This window comes from Mesorhizobium australafricanum, from assembly GCF_033977265.1.
Classification (GTDB): domain Bacteria; phylum Pseudomonadota; class Alphaproteobacteria; order Rhizobiales; family Rhizobiaceae; genus Mesorhizobium; species Mesorhizobium australafricanum.
Genome location: NZ_JAVIIT010000007.1, coordinates 145,061 through 171,924 on the forward strand (window position 1 = coordinate 145,061; position 26,864 = coordinate 171,924).

At 63.6% G+C, this 26,864-nt stretch carries 27 protein-coding genes; 11 read left to right on the forward strand and 16 right to left on the reverse strand.

Annotated features, from left to right (window positions below):
- Window positions 1–69: 69 nt before the first annotated feature.
- Both RFM98_RS15690 and RFM98_RS15695 read right to left on the reverse strand, forming a co-directional pair.
- Window positions 70–969: a LysR family transcriptional regulator gene (locus tag RFM98_RS15690; protein WP_320309713.1), complete on the reverse strand. Its 900-nt coding sequence runs from the start codon at window positions 967–969 to the stop codon at window positions 70–72.
- 2 nt (window positions 970–971) lie between these two features.
- Entirely contained in the window at window positions 972–2,168 is a 1,197-nt protein-coding gene (locus tag RFM98_RS15695) for an amidase (RefSeq protein WP_320309714.1), read from the reverse strand.
- A 542-nt stretch (window positions 2,169–2,710) separates the two neighbouring features.
- Here RFM98_RS15695 and odc2 point away from each other — a divergent pair.
- Together odc2 and RFM98_RS15705 are read left to right on the forward strand one after the other, a co-directional pair.
- Window positions 2,711–3,844 carry an ornithine/lysine decarboxylase gene (gene odc2 / locus RFM98_RS15700; protein ID WP_320309715.1) on the forward strand — a complete coding sequence of 378 codons (1,134 nt, stop codon included), beginning with the start codon at window positions 2,711–2,713 and terminating at the stop codon, window positions 3,842–3,844.
- 98 nt (window positions 3,845–3,942) lie between these two features.
- On the forward strand, window positions 3,943–4,653 hold the full coding sequence (locus tag RFM98_RS15705) for a GNAT family N-acetyltransferase (RefSeq protein WP_320309716.1): 711 nt from the start codon (window positions 3,943–3,945) through the stop codon (window positions 4,651–4,653).
- 75 nt (window positions 4,654–4,728) lie between these two features.
- Here the strand turns inward: RFM98_RS15705 and RFM98_RS15710 are convergent, their stop codons facing one another.
- The 11 genes from RFM98_RS15710 to RFM98_RS15760 all read right to left on the reverse strand — a co-directional run bounded on the left by RFM98_RS15710 (window position 4,729) and on the right by RFM98_RS15760 (window position 12,525).
- Window positions 4,729–5,013: an SCP2 sterol-binding domain-containing protein gene (locus RFM98_RS15710; protein WP_320309717.1), complete on the reverse strand. Its 285-nt coding sequence runs from the start codon at window positions 5,011–5,013 to the stop codon at window positions 4,729–4,731.
- Window positions 5,014–5,202: 189 nt separating this feature from the next.
- Window positions 5,203–5,724: a hypothetical protein gene (locus RFM98_RS15715; RefSeq protein ID WP_320309718.1), complete on the reverse strand. Its 522-nt coding sequence runs from the start codon at window positions 5,722–5,724 to the stop codon at window positions 5,203–5,205.
- Window positions 5,725–5,779: 55 nt separating this feature from the next.
- A complete protein-coding gene (locus RFM98_RS15720; RefSeq protein WP_320309719.1) occupies window positions 5,780–6,199 on the reverse strand; it encodes a hypothetical protein in 420 nt (139 codons plus the stop codon).
- An 8-nt stretch (window positions 6,200–6,207) separates the two neighbouring features.
- A complete protein-coding gene (locus RFM98_RS15725) occupies window positions 6,208–6,777 on the reverse strand; it encodes a rod-binding protein (protein ID WP_320309720.1) in 570 nt (189 codons plus the stop codon).
- A gap of 304 nt (window positions 6,778–7,081) precedes the next feature.
- Window positions 7,082–7,984 carry a LysR family transcriptional regulator gene (locus RFM98_RS15730; RefSeq protein WP_320309721.1) on the reverse strand — a complete coding sequence of 301 codons (903 nt, stop codon included), beginning with the start codon at window positions 7,982–7,984 and terminating at the stop codon, window positions 7,082–7,084.
- 9 nt (window positions 7,985–7,993) lie between these two features.
- Window positions 7,994–8,863 carry an alpha/beta fold hydrolase gene (locus RFM98_RS15735; protein ID WP_320309722.1) on the reverse strand — a complete coding sequence of 290 codons (870 nt, stop codon included), beginning with the start codon at window positions 8,861–8,863 and terminating at the stop codon, window positions 7,994–7,996.
- Window positions 8,860–9,183, reverse strand: a complete 324-nt coding sequence (locus RFM98_RS15740) for a hypothetical protein (RefSeq protein ID WP_320309723.1) — start codon at window positions 9,181–9,183, stop codon at window positions 8,860–8,862. The genes RFM98_RS15735 and RFM98_RS15740 overlap by 4 nt, the downstream gene beginning before the upstream one ends.
- Before the next feature lie 77 nt (window positions 9,184–9,260).
- Window positions 9,261–10,439 (reverse strand): muconate/chloromuconate family cycloisomerase, encoded by a 1,179-nt coding sequence (locus RFM98_RS15745; protein WP_320309724.1) that lies wholly within the window; start codon window positions 10,437–10,439, stop codon window positions 9,261–9,263.
- Window positions 10,440–10,498: 59 nt separating this feature from the next.
- On the reverse strand, window positions 10,499–11,368 hold the full coding sequence (locus tag RFM98_RS15750) for a dioxygenase family protein (protein WP_320309725.1): 870 nt from the start codon (window positions 11,366–11,368) through the stop codon (window positions 10,499–10,501).
- Between the two features lie 40 nt (window positions 11,369–11,408).
- Complete coding sequence (locus tag RFM98_RS15755; protein WP_320309726.1) at window positions 11,409–11,933, reverse strand: flavin reductase family protein; 525 nt, start codon at window positions 11,931–11,933, stop codon at window positions 11,409–11,411.
- Entirely contained in the window at window positions 11,920–12,525 is a 606-nt protein-coding gene (locus tag RFM98_RS15760; protein ID WP_320309727.1) for an FAD synthetase family protein, read from the reverse strand. The genes RFM98_RS15755 and RFM98_RS15760 overlap by 14 nt, the downstream gene beginning before the upstream one ends.
- 230 nt (window positions 12,526–12,755) lie before the next feature.
- Here RFM98_RS15760 and RFM98_RS15765 point away from each other — a divergent pair, with 230 nt between their 5' ends.
- Complete coding sequence (locus RFM98_RS15765; protein WP_320309728.1) at window positions 12,756–14,339, forward strand: 4-hydroxyphenylacetate 3-hydroxylase N-terminal domain-containing protein; 1,584 nt, start codon at window positions 12,756–12,758, stop codon at window positions 14,337–14,339.
- A gap of 324 nt (window positions 14,340–14,663) precedes the next feature.
- On the opposite strand, the gene RFM98_RS15770 is transcribed toward RFM98_RS15765, so the two are convergent.
- Genes RFM98_RS15770 through flhA form a run of 3 tightly spaced genes read right to left on the reverse strand, consistent with a single transcriptional unit; the run spans window position 14,664 to window position 17,889 of the window.
- Complete coding sequence (locus RFM98_RS15770; RefSeq protein WP_320309729.1) at window positions 14,664–15,047, reverse strand: hypothetical protein; 384 nt, start codon at window positions 15,045–15,047, stop codon at window positions 14,664–14,666.
- 5 nt (window positions 15,048–15,052) lie between these two features.
- Window positions 15,053–15,805 (reverse strand): flagellar biosynthetic protein FliR, encoded by a 753-nt coding sequence (gene fliR / locus RFM98_RS15775; RefSeq protein WP_320309730.1) that lies wholly within the window; start codon window positions 15,803–15,805, stop codon window positions 15,053–15,055.
- Window positions 15,802–17,889 carry a flagellar biosynthesis protein FlhA gene (gene flhA / locus RFM98_RS15780; protein ID WP_320309731.1) on the reverse strand — a complete coding sequence of 696 codons (2,088 nt, stop codon included), beginning with the start codon at window positions 17,887–17,889 and terminating at the stop codon, window positions 15,802–15,804. The genes fliR and flhA overlap by 4 nt, the downstream gene beginning before the upstream one ends.
- A 224-nt stretch (window positions 17,890–18,113) precedes the next feature.
- Between flhA and RFM98_RS15785 the strand changes: the two genes are divergently transcribed.
- The 8 genes from RFM98_RS15785 (at window position 18,114) to RFM98_RS15820 (ending at window position 26,863) form a co-directional block, all read left to right on the forward strand.
- Window positions 18,114–18,413, forward strand: a complete 300-nt coding sequence (locus RFM98_RS15785) for a putative quinol monooxygenase (RefSeq protein WP_320309732.1) — start codon at window positions 18,114–18,116, stop codon at window positions 18,411–18,413.
- Between the two features lie 179 nt (window positions 18,414–18,592).
- The gene (locus RFM98_RS15790; protein ID WP_320309733.1) at window positions 18,593–20,374 is read left to right on the forward strand and encodes a chloride channel protein; all 1,782 of its coding nucleotides are present in this window, start codon (window positions 18,593–18,595) and stop codon (window positions 20,372–20,374) included.
- Between the two features lie 444 nt (window positions 20,375–20,818).
- Window positions 20,819–21,493, forward strand: coding sequence for a helix-turn-helix domain-containing protein (locus tag RFM98_RS15795; protein ID WP_320309734.1), 675 nt, complete (start codon window positions 20,819–20,821; stop codon window positions 21,491–21,493).
- 29 nt (window positions 21,494–21,522) lie between these two features.
- Entirely contained in the window at window positions 21,523–22,599 is a 1,077-nt protein-coding gene (locus tag RFM98_RS15800; protein WP_320309735.1) for an extracellular solute-binding protein, read from the forward strand.
- Window positions 22,600–22,623: 24 nt separating this feature from the next.
- Window positions 22,624–23,493 carry an ABC transporter permease gene (locus tag RFM98_RS15805; protein ID WP_320309736.1) on the forward strand — a complete coding sequence of 290 codons (870 nt, stop codon included), beginning with the start codon at window positions 22,624–22,626 and terminating at the stop codon, window positions 23,491–23,493.
- Window positions 23,493–24,290, forward strand: coding sequence for an ABC transporter permease (locus tag RFM98_RS15810; RefSeq protein ID WP_320309737.1), 798 nt, complete (start codon window positions 23,493–23,495; stop codon window positions 24,288–24,290). Before RFM98_RS15805 ends, RFM98_RS15810 begins: the two co-directional genes overlap by 1 nt.
- Window positions 24,287–25,399 (forward strand): ABC transporter ATP-binding protein, encoded by a 1,113-nt coding sequence (locus RFM98_RS15815; protein ID WP_320309738.1) that lies wholly within the window; start codon window positions 24,287–24,289, stop codon window positions 25,397–25,399. Before RFM98_RS15810 ends, RFM98_RS15815 begins: the two co-directional genes overlap by 4 nt.
- Before the next feature lie 78 nt (window positions 25,400–25,477).
- Complete coding sequence (locus RFM98_RS15820) at window positions 25,478–26,863, forward strand: NAD(P)/FAD-dependent oxidoreductase (protein ID WP_320309739.1); 1,386 nt, start codon at window positions 25,478–25,480, stop codon at window positions 26,861–26,863.
- Window position 26,864 lies beyond the last annotated feature (1 nt).

Below are 26,864 nucleotides of genomic sequence, written 5' to 3' on the forward strand. Positions count from 1 at the left end.
CGGGCGAAATTGGGACGCGCGCCTCACGTAAGTTTTGACGCATGCCACTGCATACCCGGGCGGCCCGCATCAGACGGTGTCGCGCGTCTTGAACCAGTGCACCAGGAAATCGACGAAGACGCGCACCTTGGCCGGCAAATAGCGGCGGTGCGGGTAGACGGCGAAGATGCCGGTGCCCGCCAGGATACGATCGTCGAGCGCGCTGACCAGCTTGCCGGACGCGACGTCGGGGGCGGCGATGAAATCCGGCAGCATGGCAAAGCCGAGGCCGGAGAGCGCGGCGGCTCTTGCCACGATCGGGCTGTTGACCTCGATCGGGCCCGAGACTGCGACGCTCATGGACTCTTCGCCTTCACCCTTGAAGCGCCAGTTGGCGAGCGAGCGGCCGTTGGTGTCGACGATGCAGGGCATGTTGGCCAGATCCTGCGGACGTGTCGGCGCGCCATGCTTGGCGATCAGCTCCGGTGACGCGCAAAGCCTGACCGAGAACGGTGCCAGCCGCCTGGCGATCAGCGAGGAGCTCTCCAGCCGCGAGATGCGCACGGCAAGGTCGAAACCTTCCTCGACCAGGTCGACGAAGCGGTCGTCGAGATGGATGTCGAGCACGATGTCTGGATGCTGCCTGGCGAAGTCGACCAGCGACTGACCGATCGGCGCGTCGGCGAAGGTGCGGGCGGCCGACAGCTTGATCCTGCCGCGGACGTCGCCGGAAGACTGGCGCACGGTCTCGGCGAGGCTGTCGACCTCGCGCACGATTTCCGAGGCGCGCTGATAATAGGTGTGGCCGGCTTCGGTCAGCGAGAACTGGCGCGTGGTGCGGTTGAGCAGCAGCGCGCCGAGCTCGTCCTCCAGCTCGCGCACATATTTCGACAACAGCGCCTTGGAGCGGCCGATCTTGCGCGCCGCAGCCGAAAAGCCTTCCGCCTCGACCACGTCGATGAAGGCACGCATGCGGGTCAATGTGTCCATGGTCAGACCTTTCGTGCCGCGTCGAGAATCCTGCGGCCGAGCCGTATCAGGGCAAGGTCGCTGCCGGAAGGGCCAAGCAGCGAAAGGCCGAAGGGCGCGCCGTCGACGGAGCCGATCGGCAAGGTGATCTGCGGGAAACCTGAAAGACCGGAGAGGCACAGCAGGTGCAGCGCCCTTTCGCGGTAGGCCTGGAACTGTTCCGGTGTGCTCGAAGCGAGCGGTGCCGCGCCGGGGACGGTGGGCAGAACGAGGAAGCCGTTGTTGCCGAGCAGCGCCCCGAACTCGGCCCGGAACGCCAAGCGGCGCGCGGCTTCGGCGGCGACGGTTCCGGCATCGATGGTGCGGCCGAAGCCGAAGCGTTCCTCAACGCCGGGGCCGAGGCGGCCGCCGGACAAGATCCAGGCGCCATGCTCGCGCCAGCCCTCGAAGGCCTGCAGGCGGCGAAAGCACCAGTAGAGCTCGTCGGGGGACGAGGCGAAGGCGTATTCGGTCTCCGCCGGCGGGCCAATAACGGTGGCGGCCAACGCCTTCATGCGCGCATATTCCGCGGCTTCCGCCGGACCGGCGACGAAGGCATCCAGCCAGCGGATCGACAACGGGCGGTTGAGAGGGTGCTGGTGCGGATCGCGGCCAAGCAAAAGCTTGCCGACCGCCGCATAGGTCTCGATGTCGTCGGCGAACCAGCCGAAGGTGTCGAAGCTCGATGCCAGCTTCATCGCGCCGTCGAGCGTGATGCGGCCATGGGTGGTGCGCAGTCCGATCAGTCCGCAGAAGCTCGCCGGCGCGCGGATCGAGCCGCCGGTGTCGGAGCCGGTGGCGATGTCCGCCAACCCGCCGGCGACCGCGGATGCCGAGCCGGAGGAGGAGCCGCCGGTGACGCGCTCGGGCGCCGCGGGATTGACCGGAAACGAGAAATGCGAATTCTGGCCGAACAGCGAGAATGCCAGCTCGTCGGTTTGCGTCTTGCCGACGAATCGCGCGCCGGCGTCGAGGATCGTCTGCACCGCTGCCGCCGTGCGCGAGGCGGCGTGCGCCTCCGCGAACCGTTGCGGGTTGCCGCAGCCGGTGCGATAGCCGGCAACGTCATAGATATCCTTGACGGCCAGGCGCAGGCCGGCGAGCGGGCCAAATTCCGCATTCGCCACAGGCATTTGGCGCAGATCGAGGAAGGCGTGAAGCGGCCCTTGAGTTCCTGGCATCGTTCGATTTCCGTATACGGTCCGACACACATTGTTCGATGCCAGAAATTTTACAACCTGAGCATACGATTTTTATTGATTGTGAAACCCTTCGCTCCTATATCGCGCTTGCCCAAAGTCGCACGTGCCTGTGGGTGTCCGCCGATCCTCGAATGGTGAGGGCAATCGGTAAGGTAACTGGAGCCAACCCCTCCAGTCGGTCAGTGGCCAACCACAAGACCGAGGACACCTTGAAGCAACGACGGTGCGGGCCTTTCTGGTTCTCTTCCGGTTGTCCAAAGACCGGGGTTACTAAAGAGGCACACCTTCATTGCCGGCAGTGCGGACGGGTCTCCCATCCAAGCCAAGGCAGACAAAGCGAATCGAGGCCGGGCAAGGCCAAGGTTCATCGCCGCGAGACGGCATTTCATGGTTCCGGGGTCTCCACCGGCTGGTTCCATGAATTTTCCGTCCCGCCTTTGTCCACCGCGTGTTCGCGAGGCCGACAGCCCGCGTCCCGCAGCCTTATTGCGCGCCGAAAGGCGTTTATGGAGAGAACCCCGATGGCTACCCAGCGCATCCTTGACTTCCTCGCCACCCGACGTCCGAACGGCCCCTGCCTCGTCGTCGACCTTGATGTCGTGCGCGACAATTTTCGCGCCTTCGAGAAGGCGTTGCCCGATTCCAAGATCTACTATGCGGTGAAAGCAAACCCGGCGCCGGAGATCCTGCGCCTGCTTGCTGCGATGGGCTCGTCCTTCGACACCGCATCGGTTGCCGAAGTCGAGATGGCGATGGACGCCGGCGCGCCCGCGGACCGCATTTCCTTCGGCAACACCATCAAGAAGGAGCGTGATATCGCACGCGCCTACCAGCTCGGCATCCGCCTGTTCGCGGTCGACTGCGTCGAGGAGGTCGAAAAGATCGCCCGCGTCGCCCCTGGCGCGCGCGTCTTCTGCCGCGTGCTGACCGACGGCGAAGGCGCCGAGTGGCCGCTGTCGCGCAAGTTCGGCTGCGTGCCTGCGATGGCCGTCGACGTGCTGCGCCATGCCAAGGGCCTCGGCCTCGACGCCTATGGCGTGTCGTTCCATGTCGGCTCGCAGCAGACGGATCTGACGGCCTGGGACCGCGCGCTGGGCGACGCAAAGAAGGTGTTCGCGACGCTGGCCGACGAAGGCATCGTCTTGAAGATGGTCAACATGGGCGGCGGCTTCCCGACCCGTTACCTGAAGGACGTGCCGGTGGCGCAGGCCTATGGCCAGGCGATCTTCTCGGCGCTGCGCAAGCATTTCGGCAACGCGCTGCCCGAGACGATCATCGAGCCCGGCCGCGGCATGGTCGGCAATGCCGGCGTCATCAAGTCGGAAGTCGTGCTGATCTCGAAGAAGGCCGACAACGACAATGTGCGCTGGGTGTTCCTCGACATCGGCAAGTTCGGCGGTCTCGCCGAGACCATGGACGAGGCGATCCGCTATCCGCTGGTCACCCGGCATGACGGCTCCGAGACCGCGCCTTGCGTGCTCGCCGGCCCGACCTGCGATTCGGCCGACGTGATGTATGAGAAGACGCCTTATCCGCTGCCTTTGTCGCTGACCATCGGCGACGAGGTGCTGATCGAAGGCACCGGGGCCTACACGACCACCTATTCGGCGGTCGCGTTCAACGGCTTCGAGCCCCTCCGATCCTACGTGATCTGACCGGTTCGCAAGGACCGATCAGATCGACCCGGTGGGCGCCTGTCGCCCACCTGGGTTCGCTTGTGGAAACAGATCTCCGCTCGTGAAGGATCGCGGACATGGAATACCTGATCAAATCGGCCTTTGCGGCCACTGAAATTGCCCCCTCGTCCGGACCGTCGGCTGAGCTTTTCTCCGCAGGGGAGAATGGCTCCGCGGCAGCGCTGGCGCCCTGCCTGGCCCTTTGGGCACAGGCTGGCTCGCGCGGCGCGCCGGACGAGGGGGCCGTCCAGGCGCCGGCCTTCGTTATCGTTGGCGAAGGCGTGGGCGACGTCGTGGCGCGCGAAAAGCTGCTCGACCGCGCCATGGGGCCGAAGCGCAAGACAAAGTCGTCCGAGAAGCTGCGGCGCGGCCGCCGGCCCTCGGAAGGCCTGGCCTTTGTCGCCCGCGATCGCTCGGGCGCGGTCGTCGGCACGGTGCGGCTGTGGGATGTGAGGCTGGGCGAGGGCGGTCCGGCGTTGCTGCTCGGTCCGCTCGCGGTCGAACCGGGACTGAAGAGCGGCGGCATCGGCTCGGCGCTGATGCGGCATGCGCTCGCCGAGGCCGCGCGGCTCGGCCATGGCGCGATCCTGCTGGTCGGCGACGCGCCCTATTACGGGCGGTTCGGCTTCTCGGCCGACCGCACGGGAACGCTTGCCATGCCTGGCCCCTATGAGCGGCACCGGCTCCTGGCGCTGGAACTGAAGGACGGCGCGCTGAACGGCGGCAAGGGCACCATCAAGGCTGCCGGCCGCAAGCTCAAGGGACAGGCGCTGGAGTTCGTCGCCTGACGGCATTGAACCAGCTAAAAATTATCGATGCGGCGTCACGATTTTAATGACGCCGCATCGGTTTAAGCGAGATGGTCAGCCGAGCAACTGGCCGAGCGCCATGGCGACCGTCATGTCGCCTTCGACCTTGAGCTTGCCGGCCATGAAGGCCATGGTCGGGTTGAGGTCGCCGGCGATCAGCGAATCCAGATCGTCGAGCGAGAGCTTGATCGTGCAGTCGGTCGGGGCATCGGTGGTCGAAACGGTCGCGCCGTCGATGACGATGACGCCGTCGGCGCCGGTATCGAACTTGACCGAATGCTCGAAGCCCGCGCTTGCCACGCGCGACTTGATCTTGTCGGCAATCTCCTGAACGCCCATGGCGGTTCTCCTCGTTGGTTGCGTTGACGCGCACCGGCTTGTCGAGCCGCTGGGCGAGGTAGGCGCGCCGCGCGTGCGCGCGGTCGCCTGTCACCGGCGCATATAGCTTCGAGTTGACGTTTACGTCAACGCGGTCACCATGCGTCAAGTCGCATCACGGACAAGCGCCGGCCACCCTTAAATCGGCAATCAATGTGCCTGGAAAGGCTTGGTCATCGCCGCCGCGGTTTCGCCGGCATTCTTGCGGCGGCGAAGCGCGTTGTCGCGGATATCGTCCTTGGAGAGGAAGTTGACCTGGTCGATCAGCACCTCGTGCACCAGTTCGACGCCGACCCGGGCGTTGATGGTGTCGCGGATCGACTTGCGGAAAGCGTCGAGATCGATCGATTCCTTCTTGGTGAAATCGATCTGCGGGTTGGAATAGAGATAGGAATAGACCTGGTCGGTCATCAGCGCCTGCGCCGGGATCGACAGCTTCTTAATCTGTTCCGGCTCAACCGTATAGACGAGCTTGGTGAGGAAATAGCCGTCGATCGTGCCGTCGCGCAGCAACGGTACCGAGATCATGTCGGTCTTGACATAGTCGAGGCCGCCCAGCATCGGCTTCGGCGGTTCGCCCACGCCGCGCTGGCCGGCCGCCTGGAAGGAATAGAAAACCGCGCCAAGCGTCACGGCGCAAATCCACAGCGCGGCGACGATGAACTTGATCATGTTCTATTTGTTTCGAGCATGATCTCGCCCGAGAACCGGCTTCCACTTTTCGGGATCATGCTCGGGCCATTCCGAATTCGCCCGCCGAATAGGTGCCGTCGGCATCGGCTCGCTGGATGGCGTTCCGCAGAAGCGTGGCGACCTCGTTGACGGCATTGAGATGGGCGAGGATCGCCGCCTCGTTCTTCGCCAGTTTCTGGCGCAACCGCAGCAGGCCCTCGCGATGCTGATCGAGGAACTCGATCTCGTTGGCGCCCTTCAGGGCACGGTTCAGCTCGTAGAGATACCGGCTCTTGCGCGCGTTCGAGGCCTTGAGGTCATAGGCCGTTCCGCTGCGGATACCGGAGGTCTCCTCGTCCACGACTTCCTCGATGCGGCCGATGATGGCGGCGAGGTTGCCGGGTCGTGCGGCGGCGGGCGCTTCCATTGCGTTGGTCCGTGCGGGAAGGTTGGAAAGGTCCGTTTGGTCGGCCATGTAGGTCCCTAGATATTGATGTCCGTTTTTGTTGTCGTGTCGTCACCGGTCATCGACCGTGCGGCTTTGCGCTCGAGCTCCTCGAGCATCGAGGTCGAAAGCCTGGTCTGCCGGTCGATCTCGGTTTTCTGCGGCCCCCCGGCGACGGGGCCGACCGGCACCTTGTGCTTGCCGTCGAGATAATGGTCGGCGAGCATCGATTTGGCGATGCCGATGCCGCCATGCGCAGCCATGACGTCAGCCACCTTTTCGGCGAGCTGCGATTTCCACATGTCGCCGGCCAGGCCCTTGCCGTAAACGCCCTCGGTGTCCTTGGGCATCATGTTCTGGATGAAGGTCGTCAGCACCATCGCCTCGAAGCGCTGGAACTTCTTCGCGGGATTGGCGGCTTCCGCCTTGTCGGCCGTAGCGCGCGAGAGCACGGAGCCGGCATCGACCGTGGCGGATGGATCGACCGAGAACGGTACCGAGCTGCCATTCGCTCGTCTGGCGAGCGCCGCGCGCGCGGCCTCGACATCGGCCGGCTCCGCTGCGCGGGCAACGTCCATGACGATGTCGCTGGGTGGGGAAATGGCCAAGAAAGTCCGCCCTTTGCCGGTTTTGTTATCCGCACAATGACTGAACAAGCTTGTGGCAGGCTTGCGGGAAAAGGGAGGCGGAATGCGGATGTATGGATCAGTTCTCTGCATCGCGCCACGAGTGGCGCTCCCCGAGCAAATGTTTCTGATGTCGCCTTTAGACCGACTGCGAACTGTCTGGTGTTGGCGTCGAGGACCGGTTGAGCTGCCATTCTGGTGTCAACTCATCGATAGGCGACGCCCTGAGCTAAACCAGTTCCACTTCGGTCATGTCCGCGATCATCGCATTGCCGACGCGACGTATTCAGACCGGCGGACCCGAGTGCGAAGCCCGCGCTATTTTCCGAGCCAATTCAAGAAAGCCGAATAAATGCGGCGAGCGGTTGTCTCGTCGATAGTTGAGTGAAAGCTCGGTTCCCGGATTGTGGCCTTCGTATTTCCGATAAACAATGCCGGGCCGTTGATTTTCGCTGACCGATGCTGGCACGACCGAGATGCCGACGCCAACCGAAACCAGGCTCATCGCTGTAAGATAGTCCTGGGCCATGACCTGCAAGGCGGGAACAAAGCCGTCAACCTTGCATACGTCGAGCACATAGTCCGCGTAACTTGGCCGCGGGCGCCGCGGAAAGAGGACGAAAGTAGCATTCTTGAAATCTGCGAGATGGAATGGTTGCTCACGATTGGCATAGCTGTCGGGAAGCGCCAGCACGAGCGGTTCCTTCACGAGCGTTTCGGATTTGACCTCCGCGTCTTCGATCGACGGGCGCGCCACCGCAATGTCGATTTCCCGCTGGATCAGGGCTCGTCGCAACTCGGCATTGTTCATGGCCGAAAGCGCCAGTTCGATATCCGGATGCGCGGCGCGGAAAGCCCTGATGATGTTGGGCAGAACACCGAAGGTTGCCGTTCCGACGAACGCGATCCGCAGGCGTCCCGCGACGCCCTGCCCGATCCGCATTACTTCACGTTCCGTCTGGTCGACGCGTTCGAGGATTTCCCTTGCCCGCTCCAGCAGCAATTCGCCTGCCTGGGTGAGCCGAATCTGGCTGCGGCTGCGGTCGAACAGGGCCGCGCCGATCTCTCTTTCGAACTGGGCGATCTGTCGGCTTAATGGAGGCTGAGCAATTCCGAGCCGCGCCGAGGCGCGCCCGAAATGAAGTTCTTCGGCCACTGCCAGGAAATAGCTCAGCCGTTTGAAGTCCATCGCCGTCTGTCAGGCATCCATCAGCCGCGCAGGCACCCGCGTGACCATTTCCAGTGCCTCCTTGAAATAGGCCCTGAAGGCAGTGGGGTTCTCGCTCATCGGAAAATGACCAAGATCCTTCATGATCGCAAGAGTGGAACCCTTGATCGCGGCTGCCGTGCGTTGCGCGTCTTCAGGAGTGCAGGTCAAGTCGTACTCGCCGCACATGATATGGACGGGCGTGCGCCGCGTGTCGATGGACGCGAGCCGCCCGACCAGGCTGTCATCGGACGTGTAAAAGCTGAGGTCTCCCCGAAAAACGCCTGGCCCGGACTGCATGAACATCCACAGTGTGGTCCAACGCTCCGCGTCGGGCGCCTGCGGCGCGATGTTGGCCGAGACCAGGGCGGCTCCCATTTCGCCGCCATGCGCATCGGGCCGGTGGAACCAATCGATGTCATACCATGCCGGCTGGAAATCGGACGCCTCGATCGCGATGAAACCCGAGAAGGATTCAGGATGGAGGGCTGCCAGTTGCAGCGCAATCCTCCCACCCATCGAACATCCGGCCAGCAAAGGCTTTTCCAGCCCTGCCGCACGGCAGAATGCCAGCACCGTCTCCATGTAGGTCTCGGTCGAGAGCAGATACTCCTCGGTCTCGAACCCCTCCGGCGGCAGCGACTTTCCGTGCCAGGGCATGTCGAAGGCGATGAACCGGTGGGATCTGGTGAACGCCTCGTCGTTCAGGACGGACCGCCACTGCCGCGTGTCGGCGCCCGCCGTGTGAAGGCACACGACCGGACGGCCCTGGCCGGCTTCCTCGAAGTAGATGCGCTGACGGGCATTTCCCACCGTCACATTGACATAGCGGCCCACGATCGGCTCGATCGAAGATTTCATGAGAAACCCTCCTTGCGTCCCAACGCCATGAATTCCTTGAAGTACTGCAAGTTCTTGATCAGCGTCAGGATATCGCCGTCGATGCTGCCGTTTCCGTATTTCACCAGGCCGAAAATGTCATGGAAACCCGGCTTAGGCAGAGGTTGCCAGAATTCGCGCAATGCATCGCCCTTCGCTCGCAGCGCAAACCGCCAAGGAAGCTTCTTGCTCGGACCTTCCTTGATCTCGACAACCCTTCCCTTCTCGAAGGTCAGGTAGAATTCGTCCTGGTCGACCTCGATCAGGATGGTTTCGTTGAAGAGGCGGCCAAGCCGCAGCAAATGGGGTCTCCGCTCGAGGGCGGCCGCCATGTCATCGAGTCGCTGGCGTAAGTTTCGAACGCGCGGCATGGTCGGTCTCACATCTTACGCGCCATCATGCGCACCTTGTCCTCGTCCAGCGTCACACCGAGCCCCGGCCCGGCCGGCACGCGTATTTCGAACTCCTCGAACACCAGCGGCGTAGCGACCAGATCCTCGACCAGTATTCGCGGACCGAAATGTTCGCTTCCCCATTCGAGGTGAGGCAGTGTCGAGAAGACGGCCATGTGGGCCGCGGCGCCGATGCTGCTCTCCAGCAGGCAACCGCCGTAGAGTTCGATTCCGAACGCCTGGGCAATGCCGGCGGCCCGCTTGAGCTCCAGGAGGCCGCCGCTCTTGACCAGCTTCAGCGAATAGACGCTGCCGCAGGCCTGCGTCGCCACGCTGGCCAGCTCCGAATTGGTGAACGCAGCCTCGTCGATGAGAAGCGGAATGTGCGTGCGGGCCGCGACGCGCGCCATCGCTTCGCGTTGGCTTGCTTGAACGGGCTGCTCGATCAACGCGACATTGAGTTCCTCAAGCGCAGGAAAAAGCCGAATGCAAAGCGCCTCGGTCCACGCCTGATTGACATCGACGATCAGCTTCACGTCGTCACCCAGGCCGGCGCGAAGATGTTGCAAGCGCACGATGTCGGCCTCAGGCGAGTTGAAGCCGAGCTTGATCTTGAAATCCTTGTGTTGGCGCAGCCGGAGCTTTTCCTTCGCTTCCTCGAGTTCCTGCCCGGCATCACCCGAAGCAAGCGCCCAGATCACACCCATCCGATCTCTGACCTGTCCGCCAAGCAAGGCACTGACGGGCAGGCCGAGCGTATGGCCGACAGCGTCGAAGAGCGCCGACTCCACCGCTGCTTTTGCCGCGAAATTGCGCGTTGCCGCCTTGGCCATGCGCACGGCATTGGCTTCGAAGAGCATGGCGTTCTGACCAACGAGCGCAGGTTCGAGGTAGATCGCTATGGCGGCCCAGATAGATTCCACGCTTTCTTCGGCCCAACGCGGTCCTCCGAGCGTGGAGGCCTCACCAATCCCGGTAACGCCGTTTTCAAGCTGGACGCGTACGAGGACGAACCCTTGGTGCGCTATCTCGGTATTCGAAAGCTTGTGGCGCCGGACTGTGGGCGCCTCGATGATGGTCGCGGCAATCGATCTGATCCGCGTGTCGCGCCCAAGCTCGATGGGAGCGGCGCTGGGTGGAATGTTTTCGGTGACGATGATCGACATACCGACTGCCCTCGGGAGAACCCGCCTGGGCAAGCACCAGGCGGGTCGATTGCTGACTGTTATTCGGCCGCGACGGCGATTGCGGCAGCCTTTGGCTTGAGCTTGAAGTCGAATTCCATGACCAAGTCCGTGTCCGATCCGGCAGGCGCTTTGTGCAACTTGCCGATCAGGCTTTCCTTGACGGCGAAGACCGCATCATTGTCGAGGTACTTCGTGTCGGCGTCGTAGATCTGCGACACCAGGCTTTGGTAACCGTCCTTCTGGATCATGAAGTGGATATGCCCCGGCCGCCACGGATGGTGGCCCATATAGTTCAGCAACTCGCCGGCCGCCCCATCGTAGGGAATTGGATACGGCGCCGGGCGGATACCGACGAATTCGTACCGGCCCTCTTCATCGGTGAGGAAACGGCCCCGCAAATTATAATCGGGCTGGTCCGGATCCTGCTGTTCGTAGAGCCCGTTCGGAGCGTCTTCCCACACATCGATGATGACGCCCGGAATGGGCCGCCCCGACGTGTCGCTGATTGCGCCGCTGACGCGCACGCTCTGACAGCCTTCGAAGCTCTTCTGGACGATCGAGGCGCCTTTCGGCAGCACCGGCGGATTCTCGCGATAGAATGGCCCAAGCACGGTCGACTCGCTTTCGCCGTCCGTGACGGTGTGGTCGAGCATGTCGACGAGGACCTCTATTCCGAGGATGTCGGAAAGCAGGATGAATTCGTTGCGGGCGTCGTCCGAGATGTGGCCGGCGCGAACCAGGAATTGGCAGGCCTGGATCAGTTCGGCATGCGTCACCTTGGTTTCGATGCAAAACGCATGGATGTGCCGGATCAGGCTCTCGAGAATCTGGCGATTGCGCGCCGGGATGTCCGAAGACAAGGCTGCGATCACAACGTCCGAGATGTTTTGCTGGGTAACATTGCGCATATTTTCCTCCTTGAATGGTAGCGTGGGTTTCTTTTTGGGGTCACCACATGAGTTCAGTTTCGATCTGCGGCATCCTTGCAGGGGCCTTGCGAGCGTCTTCGAGCGCGCCGAACTTGCCTTTGAAGAACAGCAGCGGATCGGCATTGCTGTCCCAGTTGAGCGCCCGGACGTGGCCGACGAAGATCGTGTGATCGCCGGCAAGGATCTCGTCGCGAACTTCCGCCGAAAAGGTGGCGAGCGCGCCGCGGACCACCGGCAGCCCGTCGAGCGAATCGAAGAGGCCGTGAAGCTCGGGATTGGGCTTGCCTGCAAAATGCCAGGCGATCTTGTCCTTGCCGGACGCCAGAACACTGACAGCAAATCGGCCCGAGGCCTGTATCTTTCCAAGCATGCGCGCCTTCTCGGCGATCGAGATCGCAATCAGCGGCGGGTCGAGCGAGATCGACATGAATGCATTGGCGGTCATCCCGTGGTCGTGTCCATCCCAATGGGTGGTGATGACGTTGACCCCCGTGGCGAAAAGCCCGCATGCGTCGCGGAACGTCCGTTGCTCAAGCGGTGACATGTGATCCTCCGCTTGCATGAACAGCACGAGCGTATGGCCGGCCGGACCAGCCTTCGAGTATCTCGGCCTCGATGGAGCGTCCCGCGGCCCTCAGGGCGCGGATACGCGAGCTCGACACGATCTCTCCGGCCTCGCAACGCACGGCCGGAAGGATGCGGGTGTCGAAGTAGCGAGCGAGGAGCAGCGGATCGCCGCTCTTGCAGGAACCGAACCGGAAGTCTGCTCCGACCCAGATGACCCGCGGCGTCAGTGCGCCGATCTCGCCGACGAAGTCATCTGCCGTGCGGGCCCGATACGCCGCGTCGAAGCGAGCGACGATGATGTGGTCCGGTCCCAGCAGGCTGATCCTCGCCACCTTGTCCTCGATCGACGTCAGCGGCCGGACGCCGCACAGCAGCGCCTTGGGAGGCGGGTCGAACGTGTAGACCACCGACGCGACACCGAGTTTGCGGGCCGTGACGACCGCCGTACCGATCAGTTCCTGATGCCCGCGATGCACGCCGTCGAACGACCCTATCGTCAGGACGCTGGCGGAAAGCCTGAGCACGTTCTCACGATGGACGGACGTCTCGATTTGTCTGGGGTGAACCATGGTCTCCTCCCACGTTCGCGACCGGAGGCGCCATCCTCTCGGCACCGTCGACGTACGAAATCTAACGCTAGGTGGCGACGCCAGCGATACCCGATCCGGTATCGCATGATACCTATCATTAGCACTTCATCGGCGCGTAGCCTCCAGCCTCGAAAGGGAAGAGGAACCCTTTTCTAAGCCCGATGCCGGCTAGCGAATGCCTGGTCCGGCCTAATGGAGGAGTACAGGATATGCATAATCTGGCTACCAAGCCGGTGCTTGATACCCAAGCACCGGGAACCGATGCCTACACCGGTTCCGAATTCCTGGAGAGCATCCAGGACGGCCGTGAAATCTATATTTATGGCGAGCGCGTCAAGAATGTCACCCAACATCCGGCGTTCCGCAACTCGGCCCGGATGGTTGCGCGCTGGTACGACCGCTTCCACGAAAAGAAGAACGAGATCGGCGCGTTGACGGACACCGGCTCAGGGAAGCTGACGCACCCCTTTTTCCTCGGCTCCAAGACCACCGAGGATCTGGTCAGGTCGCGCGATGCGATCGCCGAATTACAGAAGGTTTCCTACGGTTGGATGGGACGTTCGCCCGACTACAAGGCTTCTTTCCTTGGCACGCTCGGCGCCAATTCGGCCTTCTACGGAGACTATGCCGGGAACGCCCGCAACTGGTATGCCCGCACCCAGGAACGTCTCGACTACTGGAACCACGCGATCGTCAACCCTCCGATCGACCGGGACCGTCCGATCGAGGAAGTCAGCGACGTGTTCATGCATGTGGACAAGGAAACGGACAAGGGGGTGGTGGTGTCGGGCGCGAAAGTCGTGGCGACCGGCTCGGCGCTGACCCACTACAATTTCATCGCCCATTACGGCATCCCAATCAAGGACAAGTCCTTCGCGCTGATCTTCACCGCGCCCATGGACTCGCCCGGCATCAAGCTGATCGCCCGCTCGTCCTACGAGTTCAACGCGGCGGCAACCGGATCGCCCTTCGACTATCCGCTCTCCAGCCGTCTGGACGAGAACGACTCGATCCTGGTCTTCGACAAGGTTCTGGTTCCGTGGGAGAACATCTTCATCTATGGCGACGTCGACAAGATCAACCAGTTCTTCCCGGCATCCGGCTTCGTCCCGCGCTTCACCCTGCATGGCCTGACGCGCCTGTCGGTGAAACTGGACTTCATCGCCGGATTGTTTTCGATGGCTGTCGAGGCGACGGGATCAAAGGACTTCCGCGGCGTCCAGGCAGGCGTCGGCGAAGTCATCGCATGGCGCAACACCTTCCATGCGCTCGGCGATGCCATGGTCAAATCGCCGGTTCCATGGGACGGCACCGACGGCTACAACCTCCCCAACCTGAACGCAGGCCTTGCCTACCGCGTGCTCGCGCCGATGGCTTACCCCAGGATCAAGGAGCTCATCGAACGGCACGTCGCCAGCGGCCTGATCTACCTGCCGTCGAGTTCGGCCGATTTCGAGAGCGAGGCGATCCGGCCCTATCTCGACCGCTTCGTGCGCGGTTCGAACGGGTATGCAGCGCTCGATCGCGTCAAGCTGCTGAAACTGCTTTGGGATGCCATCGGAACCGAATTCGGCGGACGCCACGAACTGTATGAACGAAACTATGCGGGCAACTACGAGAACCTGAGGATCGAAACCCTGAACGCCGCCACTGCCACCGGAGATCTGGCCTCGATGCAATCGATCGTGAAGGACTGCATGAGCGAATATGATCTTTCCGGCTGGACGAGTTCAGACCTCATCAATCCGGACGACATCAGCCTCGTCGGCAGAGGCACCGTTCAGGCGGCATAGAATGATGGGACCGTTCCCTCGTGGAGGAGCGGTCCCAAACCCTTCCTCTCCGAGGCCGCATAACAAGGCTGCGAGACCGGAGGAAAAATGCTTGCCGTGGACCTACCTGCGGCCCGGGGCGAGCGAACCTAACCAACTTCACTTCCACCACGCCCGCCACCTTCGCCAAGCTCAAGGCAGATCTTCGCGCAAAAGCCATCGGAACGATCGCCTGACTGATAGGATGTCCGCTTTTCGGATGCGGCCGTAGCCGGCTCAATAACCGATATGAGGCGCAAAGCGGTCGTGGTGTCGCCCGTAAATCACCTTCGGGTTGTTACTGAGCTACTCCTCGGCCCGCTTCTGCGTGATGAGGTCGAGCCGCTCGCGGTCGGAGCGCTCGCGCTCGTCGCGGCGGCGCACGTCCTTGTAGGCGCGCTCGACCATGTTGGTGCGCGCCGTCGCGGTGGCGATCAGCGCCGCTTCCTGGCGGGCATTATCGAGGTTCTGTGTCTGCCGACCGAGCGCGTCAGTGATGCGGCGATGGTAGAGCGCCGGGAACAGGCCGGCCAGCGACTTGTCGGTGTCGAAATGCTCGATCAGTTCCTTGGCCTCCGCTTCCGCCTTGACGGCGGCCGCGAGGAAGCCGGCATGACGCGTTTCGTGCAGCGCCTTCAACTGCTCCTGCACCTTGACCAGTTTCTTCAGGCGGTCTTTTCGCGTGGTCATGGCGCCTATCTCGCCAGCGTGAGGTCGACGAAGCCGTCGACGAAGAGCGACAGCAAGGTGCCTACGGCGAAATAGAAGATGATCATTCCGCCGGCGATGACGAACGGCAGCGAGATGAAATAGACCGGGATCTGCGGCGTCAGCTTGTTGACGAAGCCGATCGTCAGATTGACCAGGATGGCATAGGCGACAAACGGGCTGCCCAGGCGGATGACCAGGAAGAAGGCGTCCGACACCGTGTCGGTGACGTCGACAAGGGCCGCCTGCGGATTGAAGAACACGTTGACCGGAGCGACCGTGTAGGAGGCGACCAGCGCCTTGACGATCTCATGGTCGAAGTCGAAGACGAAAAGCAGAAGCAGCGCTGAGAACGAGATGATCGCGGCAAGGGCCGCCTGCGGTTCCGGCTCCTCGATCGCCGGTCCGCCCGAGCCGCCATAGCCGATCAGCATGGCGATGGCCGAGCCCATGAAACGCAGCGCCTCCATGTAGAGCCTGGTCATGGCGCCGATCAGCCCGCCAACCAGCAGCTCGGAGACGATCATCGGCGCCAGGATCTGCGGGCGCGGATCGACGAACGGATAGATGCGGTCCCAGAGGAAGGCGAGCAGGCCGCCGGTGGCGGCCAGCGAGACGAACAGCCTGATCTGCAGCGGCACGCGGGCGCTCGACAAGCCCGGCATCAGCATGAAACAGGCGCCGATGCGGCAGAAGGCGAGGAAGGCGGCGATGACGACGCCTTGCGAGAGCGTGTTCACGAGATCGTTCCGAGCACCTTGATCTCGACGCCCTTGGCGATCTCGACATGGCTGAGAACGGGAAGCGTCGTGAACAGCCGCTCGATGATCATGCGCACATAGGGACGCGCGTCGGGCGCGGTGACGAGCACGAAGCGCTCGCCGGCCTCGAGATGCTTGCGGATCGCCTTGGTGGCGTCCTGGCCGAATTCCTCGAGCTGACGCGGGTCGATGTCGAATTCGCGCACCTCGCCCTTGGCATCGCGCTTGAGGCTCTGATGGAAGGCAAGGTCCCAGCGGTTGCCGAGGCGCAGCACCTTGAGCATGCCGCCTTCGGAGAGGTCGCCGCAGATCTGCTGCGCCATGCGGATGCGCACATGCTCGACGATCTGCTCGGTGCGGCGCACATGCGGCGCGATCTCGGCGATGGCCTCGATAATCAGATGCAGGTTGCGGATCGAGACGCGCTCGGCGAGCAGCAGCTTCAGCACGGCCTGCAGGCCGGGGTAGGAGATGTGCGAGGTGCAGATCTCGTCGGCAAGCTTGCGGTATTCCGGGTCGAGCCGTTCCAGCAGCGCCTTCATGTCCTTGTAGGACAGAAGCTGCGGCAGGTTGTTGCGGATGACCTCGGAAAGATGCGTGAGCAGCACCGACATGTTGTCAGCGAAGGTGAAGTTCTCGCGCTTCAGATCCTCGGCGAAGGTTTCGAGCACGGAATAGGCGCGCATGCCGAAGGCCGGCTCGCGAATCTCCTCGCCGGGGATTTCCGGCACGCCACGCGTGCCGAGCAGCACCATGATCTCGCCGACGCGCATCTGGTATTCGGCGACCACCGTGCCGTGCACCTTGATCTGGTAGCTCTTCGGCGGGATGGCGAAGTCGTCGGCGACGCGTATTTCCGGCACCACGAAGCCATATTGCTGGGCGAATTTCTTGCGCATCTTCGACATGCGGAACACCAGTTCCTGGTGCGCCACCATCAGCCTGGTCGAGAGCTGCTTGCCGATCAGAAGCTCGATCTCGGCGGTGACGAGCGAGGCCTTGACCGAGTTCTTCTCCTCCTCGACCTTGTTCGCCTTCTCCTGCGTCTTCAAGGCTTCGGCAGCGGCAAGCGCGCGGTTCTGGCGCAGCGGGATGATGTAGCCGAGGCCGGCCATGCCGCCGGCAAGCGCGAAGAACGGGAACAGCGGCAGGCCGGGCATCAGGCCAAGGATGACCAGCAGCGAGGCCGCGACGTAGAGCGCGCGCGGATGCGCGCCGAGCTGGCCGAACACCGCCTGGTTGGTCGAGCCGCGCGTGCCGCCCTTGGAAACGAGCATGCCGGCGGCGAGCGAAACGATGAGCGCCGGGATCTGGGTGACGAGGCCGTCGCCGACCGACAGCTTGATGAAGACGTCGGCCGCCTGGCCAAGGCCCATGCCGTGGCGCAGATAGCCGATGGCGATGCCGCCGACGATGTTGATGGCGGTGATGATCAGGCCGGCGATGGCATCGCCGCGGACGAATTTCGAGGCACCGTCCATCGAGCCGAAGAAGGAGGATTCTTCCTCCAGCTCGCGGCGGCGCAGCTGCGCCGTCTTCTCGTCGATCATGCCGGCGGAGAGGTCGGCGTCGATCGACATCTGCTTGCCGGGGATGGCGTCGAGGGTGAAGCGCGCGCCGACTTCGGCGATGCGCGTGGCGCCCTTGGTGATGACGATGAAGTTCACCACGATGAGGATCATGAAGACGATGAGGCCGATGACGAAGTCGCTCGACATCACCAGCTTTGAGAAGCCCGAGATGACATAGCCGGCGGCATGCGTGCCCTCATTGCCGTGCGACAGGATCATGCGGGTGGTGGCGATATTGAGCGACAGCCGCAGCATGGTGGCGATGAGCAGCACGGTCGGGAAGGACGAGAAGTCGAGCGGCCGCTGGATCCAGAGCGCCACCATCAGGATCAGCACCGAAAGCGCGATCGAGAAAGCGAGGCCGATATCGATGAGGAAGGCGGGGATCGGCAGGAACAGCACCGCCAGGATGAAGACGATGCCGAGCGCGAAGAAGACGTCGCGGCCGTTCTTGGCCACCAGGCCCGACGGGAGAGTTTCGCTGATCGCCATGTCGTCCTCAAATCAAGAGCTGCCACGCACAGGGCAGCCCCCCGACCGTAACCGGCCAAGCTTGCGCGAAGGTGGGAGAGTGGCTACGGGACCTCATCCGGCCTTAAAGCGCGTCGGGGCGAAATGAATTCGGGCGACGCGCTTCAAGTTTTTGTTTCGATGCATGTCATTGTCGCAAAACCGCTACGCAGTTTTGGGACGTGCAGTAGCGAAAGGAAAGTCGCATGCTCCTGATCATCGGCACGGTTCGGCTGCCAGCCGACAGATTCGAGCAGGCCAGGCCGGCGATGCAACGGATGATCTCGGCAAGCCGCGCCGAGCCGGGCTGCCTCGGCTATTCCTACGCGCAGGATGTGCTGGATGCCGGGCTCATCCATGTTTCGGAGGCCTGGAGCGACCGCGCCGCGCTCGAAGCGCATTTCAAGTCGGCGCATATCGCTGAATGGCGCGCGAGCTGGGCGGAGCTCGGCATCGGCGATCGCAGGCTTACCCTTTACGAAACGGACGGCGGCGCGCCGACCTGACCATCCCTGTAGCTGACTAAGTCTATCACCTTGGTCGCGACGGCAAGCCTTCGGTGACGCTATTTCGCGCAACGCCAAAATGGCGCCACAAGCGGTCGGCATTGCGATTGCCACGCAAAGCCGCCGCGCGTATCAGGCACGGCAGTTGTTAATCTTTCGCATACCGGCGAGCCGCTCCGTTGCCTGCCAGAAACGACCCACAAGTCTACGCCCGCCGGCTTCGCGCGGTGCTGATCAGGTCGATCCCGGTGCTCGAGGCGCGCGGCATCGTGATCGTGCTGATGGCCGGCATGGTCGGCGTGATCGCGGGTGCGCTGGTCACCGGCATGAGCGCGCTGGTGCAAGGCATGCACTACCTGCTGTTCGACGTGCAGCCGGGCGGCAGGCTTTCGGCGATGTTCTCGCTTGCCGATCCGGTGCAGGCGATGTTCCCGGCGATAGGCGGCCTGCTGCTCGGCCTCTCCGTGATCTGGCTCAGAAAGCGCAAGTTCCGCACCCCCGTCGACCCGATCGAGGCCAACGCGCTCTATGGCGGGCGCATGTCGCTCACCGACACCTTCATCATCGTGGCGCAGACGATGATTTCCAGCGGTTTCGGCGCCTCGGTCGGATTGGAAGCCGGCTATACGCAGGTCGGCTCCGGCATAGCCTCCCGACTTGCCCGCGCGTTCCGGCTGCGCCGCAACGATGTTCGCATGCTGGTCGGGTGCGGTGCCGCCGGCGCGATCTCGGCCGCCTTCGACGCGCCGCTGACCGGCGCCTTCTACGGTTTCGAACTGGTCATCGGCATCTACTCCGTCGCCAATGTGGCGCCGGTGATGGCGGCGGCGATCGCCGCCTCGCTGACGGCGGAAGTGTTCGGCGGCGTGCCGTTCCCGCTCGAGCTCTCGGGTCTGCCGACTTTGACCGCCAGCGAATATGTGCCGTTCCTGCTGCTGGGACTGCTCGGCGGGGCAGCCTCGATCGCGATCATGCATCTGGTGAGCATTGTCGAGGGTCTCTTTGTGCGGCTGTCGATCGACGCGTCGGTCAGGCCCTTCATCGGCGGCATCCTCGTCGGCTTGTTGGGGCTGGTCACGCCGCAAGTGCTCTCCAGCGGCCATGGCGCGCTGCACCGCGAGTTCGCCATGAATTACGCGCTTCCGGTGGTGGCGAGCGTCTTCGTGATGAAGCTGGCGGCCTCCGCCATCTCGCTCGGCTCCGGCTTCCGCGGCGGCCTGTTCTTCGCCTCGCTGTTCCTGGGGGCCTTGCTTGGCAAGGTCTTTGCCGGCGTCATGGCGCTGGCCGCGCCGTCGGCTGGCATCGACCCGGCGGTCGCCGCCGTCGTCGGCATGACATCGCTTGCGGTCGGCGTCGTCGGCGGCCCGCTGACCATGACGTTCCTGGCGCTGGAGTCCACCCGCGACCTGACGCTCACCGGCGTGGTGCTGGCGGCCTCGATCATGTCGGCGATCCTGGTGCGCGAGACCTTCGGCTACTCCTTCTCGACCTGGCGCTTCCATCTGCGCGGCGAGACGATCCGCAGTGCCCATGACGTCGGCTGGATGCGAAGCCTCACCGTCGGCTCGATGATGCGCAAGGATGTCCGCACCATTCCCGCCTCGATCACGCTCGCCGAATTCCGCAAGGAGATTCCGCTCGGCTCCGGACAGCGTGTCATCGCAGTCGAGCAGGCCGACCAATATGTCGGCATGCTGCTGGTGCCGGAATTGCACAGCGATCTTTCCGATGGCGCCACGCCGGTAAGCGCGCTCGCGCAGTTCAAGGATGCGGTGCTGGTGCCGTCGATGAACGTCCAGACCGCCGCCGAGACGTTCCAGCGCACGGGGGCCGAAGAGCTGGCGGTGGTCGAGGACTTCGACGAGCGCATCGTTCTCGGCCTGCTCACCGAAAGCCATCTGATGCGCCGCTACGCCGAAGAACTCGACAAGGCGCGGCGCGACCTGTCCGGCGAGGGGTAGTTTTCGACACAGGAATCTTGCCGGTGCATATTACCCCGGCACATCGCAACCCCAGAGATTAGCCGAGACGTCTAAAGCGCGTCGCGCGGAACCGGATTTCAGGCGACGCGCTTTAAGTCTTTATCTTGATGCATGTCGTTGTCCCAGAACCGCTGCACACTTCTAAGCGACATGCATTAAACTTCGTCATCCACGGGCGGAGCGGGAGCGAAGCGGACGCGCGACGTTGGAAGGGCTCAACCAGACGGGTCACGAGGCGAACCGCGAAATCTTGGCCGCCGGCGAGTCTGCAGCCTGTCAATTCCAAGCCGGTAAACTGATCTAAATTCCAGAAGGCTGAACACCGGTTCGCTCTCATTGTGAAGGCTGCTGCAACGACGGATTCTCGCCGCTTGCGCTTTGTACAGTCTCACTGTACAAGGCGTTCAGTGGAGAACAAACGAGATGCCCAAGGCTTCCGATAAGGGCCAGGCTCCAGCCGGGAACAAGAACGGTTCGGTCGCGACAGCGGCGCAAGAGGTGCTCGGCATGCGCCTCAAGAGCCTTCGCCTTGCTCGCCGGCTTTCCCTGCGCGATCTCGCCGAAGCGACCGGAACGAGCGCCAGCTTCATCAGCCAGCTCGAGCGCGGCCTGACCGGCGCCAGCACCGCATCACTCAACCAGATCGCGTCCGCGCTCGGCGTCAGCGTTGCAATGCTGTTCGAGGAAAGCACGACGCAAAGCCATGGCGTTGTGCGACGCAGCGAACGGCCGAGCCTGCCGCCCAGCGACGGCTGCCGCAAGATGCTCTTGTCGCGGCCGCCGTTGAGCGACATGGAAGTCTATGTCGGCGAATTCGAAATCGGCGGCTCGACCGGCTCCGAGCAATACACGCATGGCGACGCGCATGAGATGCTCATCGTGCTGCGCGGCATCGTCGAGGTCTCGCTCGGCGAGGCGCGCCATGTCCTCGAAGAGGGCGACAGCGTCGAATACACAACATCCACCCCGCATCGCACGGAGAACATCGGCAGCGGCCGGGCCGAAGTGATGTGGATCATCGCGCCGCCGACCTCGGTACGCGCCGAGCTCGATCAGTACAAGTCCTGGAAACCGCTCGCGGCCAGGCAGTCGGACTAAACGCGGGCCTCAATGGGAGAGTTACAATCATGGTGAAGTCGAAACTTGCAGGCCTTGGCGCCGTTCTGGCGCTTGGCGTTCTGACCGGGACGGCCTTTGCGCAGGACAAGCCCGTGGCGGGCGAGGTCAAGGAGGGATCACTGAAGGGCAAGACCCTGACCTTCGTCTCCTATGGCGGCATCTACCAGGACGGCCAGGCGGCGGCGCTCAAGGAGTTCGTCGACAAGTCCGGCGTCAAGCTGCTCAATGACGGTCCGACCGAGATCGCCAAGCTCCAGGCGCAGGTCGAATCGGGCAACGTCACCTGGGACGTCGTCGATACCGACGACCTGCCGCCTTACGTCTATTGCGGCAAGCTGTTCCAGAAGCTCGACCTGACCAAGCTCGACGTCTCGAAAATCCCGGAAGGCCAGGTCGGCGAATGCTCGGTGCCGGCGATGAATTACGGCGTCGTGCTGATGTACAACAAGGAGAAGTACAAGGATAATCCGCCCAAGAGCTGGGCCGACTTCTTCGACACCGAAAAATTCCCCGGCGTGCGCGGCATCGACGGCTCCGGCAGCCCGACCGGCGGCCTGCTGGAACAGGCCTTCAAGGTTGCCGGCGGCGACCCGAAGGCGATGACCGTGGCCGATATCGACAAGGCCATCGACGTGGTCCGCAAGCTCGGTCCCGACACCATCTTCTGGAAGACAGGCGCCGAATCGCAGCAACTCGCCGAATCCGGTGAGGCCGATATGCTGATGATGTGGACGGGCCGCGCCATGACCGCGGTCAAGAACGGCGCCAAATATGCGCCGGCCTGGCAGGACTGGCTGGTGGTGATGGACCAGATGACGATCCCGGTCGGCGTCAAGGATACGGACGCGTCCTATGCGCTGCTCAATGCCTATCTCGGCAAGAATGCCCAGGAGATCCTGACCGAGAAGACCTCCTACACGCCGATCAACAGTGAGGCGCAGCCCAAGGTCGACGCTTCCGTCGCCGCCTTCCTCACCAACACGCCGGAGCGCCAGAAGCAGGGCTACAAGCAGAACTTCAAGTTCTGGGTGCCGAACTTCGCGGTGGCGCAGGAGAAGTGGTCGGCGCTGATGGCCGGCAACTGACCGGCTGAGAGAGAGGCAAAGCCAGTGAGCGCGCTCGAACCGACGACGCCTTCCGCCCCCAACCGGGCGGGCTGGGCATGGCGGCCGTACGCGCTCACGCTGCCGGCTCTCGTGCTGCTTGCCGCGGTGATCGGCTATCCGCTGATCACCATCGTGCTGCGCAGCCTGTCGGAGCCGCAATGGGGCCTGCAGAACTACGCCTGGTTCTTCGGCGCTCCGGTCAATCTGACGGTGCTGCAGCGCACCTTCACCATCTCGGCTTGGGTGACGCTGGTCTGCGTGATCTGCGCTTACCCCTACGCCTATCTGATGACCGCCGTCGGGCCGCGCGCGCGGCTCATCCTGGTGCTCTGCGTCTTGATCCCGTTCTGGGTGAGCGGCGTGGTGCGCACGCTTTCCTGGGTGATCCTGCTGCAGGATTCCGGCGTCATCAATTCGCTGCTCCGCTCGGCCGGTTTCGACGGCATCCGGCTGATCCGCACCCAGACGGGCGTGGTGATCGGCATGGCGCAGGTGCTTCTGCCCTTCATGATCCTGCCGCTCTATTCGGTGATGAAGGGCATCGACCTCAGGCTGATGCGGGCGGCGCAAAGCCTTGGCGCGCGTCCGTCGCGCGCGTTCTTCACGGTCTACCTGCCGCTGTCGTTGCCCGGCGTCTATGCCGGCGCGATCATCGTCTTCATCCTGGCGCTCGGCTTCTACATCACGCCGGCACTGCTCGGCGGGCCGCGCTCGACCATGCTGTCGACGCTGGTGCAGACGCAGGTGCTGAGCCTGCTGCAATGGGGACGCGGCGGCGCCATGGGCGTGGTGCTGCTGGTCACCACCTTCGTGCTGCTGGCGCTGGCAGCACCCGTGATGCGGTCGAGGCATCGGGAAGCGGGGCGACGCTGATGGAGATGAAGCCGCTTACCCGCGTCATCCTCGGCTTGGTCTGCCTGCTGGTCGCGATATGGCTGGTAGCGCCGACGCTGGTCGTCGTGCCGATGTCGTTCAACGAGAACAAGTCACTCGCTTTTCCGCCGCAGGGCTTTTCCTGGCAGTGGTACCAGAACTTTGCCACCAACCCCGATTGGTCGACGAGCTTCCTCAACTCGCTGAAGGTCGCTTCGCTGGTGGCGATGCTGGCGACGGTACTGGGCACGCTCGCCGCTTTCGGCCTCGACCGCATGAAGGCGCGGCCGGCCAATCTGCTGCGCATGCTGATGCTGACGCCGATGGTCGTGCCAGGCGTGGTTTTAGCCATCGGCATCTATGCCGTTTATCTCGACGCCCAGCTTGTCGGCACGCTGACCGGCTTCGTGCTGGCGCACACGATCCTTGCGTTGCCCTTCGTGCTGATCGCGGTCTCGGCCAATCTAGAGGTGTTCGACCGGCGGTTGGAGACGGCGGCGGCAAGCCTCGGCGCCGGGGCACTGACCACGTTCCGCACGGTGACGCTGCCGCTGATCCTGCCCGGCATGCTGTCGGGCCTGCTGTTCGCCTTCGCCACGTCCTTCGACGAGATCGTGGTGTCGCTGTTCATCACCAACCCCTATCTCAAGACATTGCCGGTGCAGATATTTTCCTCGATCACGCGCGATGCCGACCCGACGGTCGCGGCCGTCGGCACGATCCTGTTATTCGCCACCACGATCCTCATCGGCGGCGGCATGCTTCTCCTTGGCCGCGACCGGAAGGGACGCCTATGAACCCGAGAGCGGAAAATCGGGGTGCCGCGATCGACCTCGATACGGTCAGCAAGGCCTACGGTTCCTTCAAGGCGCTGGACGGTGTCTCGCTCAGGATCGAGCCCGGCGAGTTCATGACGCTGCTAGGGCCGAGCGGCTCGGGCAAGACGACGACGCTCAATGTGATCGCCGGCTTCACCGACGTGACCAGCGGCCAGCTCTCGGTCGGAGGAAAGAGCGTCGTCGGCGTGCCGGCGCACAAGCGCAATATCGGCGTCGTCTTCCAGCACTATGCGCTGTTCCCGCATATGACGGTCGGCCGCAACGTCGCCTATCCGCTGACGCTGCGCGGCATCAAGCAGGACGAGCGCAAGGCGCGCGTCGCAAGGGCGCTCGACATGGTCAAGATGGGCGACTTCGCGCATCGCTATCCGAGCGAATTGTCGGGCGGCCAGCAGCAGCGCGTGGCGCTGGCACGCGCCATCGTCTTCGATCCGCCGCTGCTGCTGATGGACGAACCGCTCGGCGCGCTCGACAAGAAGCTGCGCGAATGGCTGCAGCTCGAGATCAAGCGCATTCACCGCGAGCTCGGCACCACCTTCGTCTATGTCACGCACGACCAGGAAGAGGCGCTGGTGCTGTCGGATCGCATCGCCGTGTTCAACCGCGGGCGCATCGAGCAGGTCGGCACCGGCCGCCAGCTCTATGACGAGCCGGCGACCTTGTTCGTCGGCCGCTTCATCGGCGACTCCACCGTGCTGCGCGGCGAGGCGAAAAGCGATGGCACCGGCACGGCGCTGAGCGTCGCCGGCGAGACGATCACCGCGCCGCGCCGCCTCAATGGCGAGGCCAGTCCGGTGATGCTGTTGCGGCCGGAGAAACTTGCCATCCGCCGACCCGGACAGGATGCCACCGGCCCGAACCGGCTGTCGGGAACGATCGCCGAGGCGATCTATCTCGGCTCGGGATCGAAATACGAAGTGAAGCTCGGCGACGGCTCGACCGCGATCGTGCGCTCGCCACTTGCCGGCGAGAGCTTTGGCCTCGGCGATAAGGTCGAACTCTGCTTCGACGGCGCCGATGCGAAACTCCTGCCCGACGACAGCACGGCCGACACCACACTCACCTGATCATCTTTTGTTTTAACGCAATTCCGGACGGAAACCGTTTCACACTTTTCCTGGAATTGCCTTGGCGGAAACCATCCCATGCAAGTCAAGCGCAACGGCGACATCTCGTTCTGGTATGCGGATCTGGGTGCCATCCCCGTACCGCGCCCGCCTTTGCCGGGCGACATCGAGGCGGATGTCGCGATTGTCGGCGCCGGCTATACCGGGCTGTGGACCGCCTATTACCTAAAGAAGGCGAAGCCCTCGCTGCGCATCGTGCTCGTCGAGCGGGAGTTCGCCGGCTTCGGCGCTTCGGGCCGCAATGGCGGCTGGCTGTCGGGCGGCTTCGGCTGGTCGCGCGAGAGGTATTTGAAGACTTCGACGCGGCAAGGCGTCACCGCCATGCAGAAGGCGATGGCCGGCTGCGTCGACGAGGTGATCCGGGTGGCGACGGAAGAGGGCATCGATGCCGACATCCGCCGCGCCGACAATCTGACGGTCGCCACCAATCCGGCGCAGCTCGAACGCGTGCGCGAGGAGTGCGAGACGATCCGCTCCTGGGATGCCGACCCCGAGCGCATCGAACTTCTCGATGCCGACGCGACACGCGCGCGCATCAACATCAAAAATGCCATGGGCGGCTTCGTCATCCACGGCCAGGCGCGGGTGCAGCCGGCCAAGCTGGTGCGCGGGCTGGCGGCGGCGGTCGAAAGACTTGGTGTTTCGATCTACGAAAAGACGACGGTGACCGCGATTGCCAAGGGCAGCGTCACCACGGATCGCGGCACGGTGCGGGCCGAAACCATCATCCGCGCCACGGAAGGGTTCACCGCAGGCATTCCGGGAGAAGAGCGGACCTGGCTGGCACTCAACAGCGCGCAGATCGTCACCGAGCCGCTGTCGGAAGAACTCTGGCGCAAAATCGGCTGGGAGGGGCATGAGCTGCTCGGCAATGCCGCGCATGCCTATTGCTATGCGCAGCGCACGCGCGAGGGGCGCATCACCATGGGCGGGCGCGGCGTGCCTTACCGCTACGGCTCGCGCACCGACGTCAACGGGCAGACGCAGCAGGCAACGATCGACCAGTTGCACACGATCCTGACGACGCTCCTGCCGCAGACGGCCGGATGCCGCATCGATCACGCCTGGTGCGGCGTGCTCGGCGTGCCGCGCGACTGGTGCACGACGGTCGGGCTCGACCCCAGGACGCGCATCGGCTGGGCCGGCGGCTATGTCGGGCTCGGCGTGTCGAGCTCCAACTTGTCGGGACGCACGCTGACCGATCTCGTGCTTGGCCAGGATAGCGAGCTGACGCGGCTGCCCTGGGTCAACCGCAAGGTACGGCCGTGGGAGCCGGAGCCGTTCCGTTGGCTGGGTGTCCACTCGATGTACCAGCTCTATCGCATCGCCGACCAACGCGAGGCCGCAGGGCTCAATCACACTTCGAAACTTGCAGCTTTGGCCGACAGCCTCACGGGCCATTGAT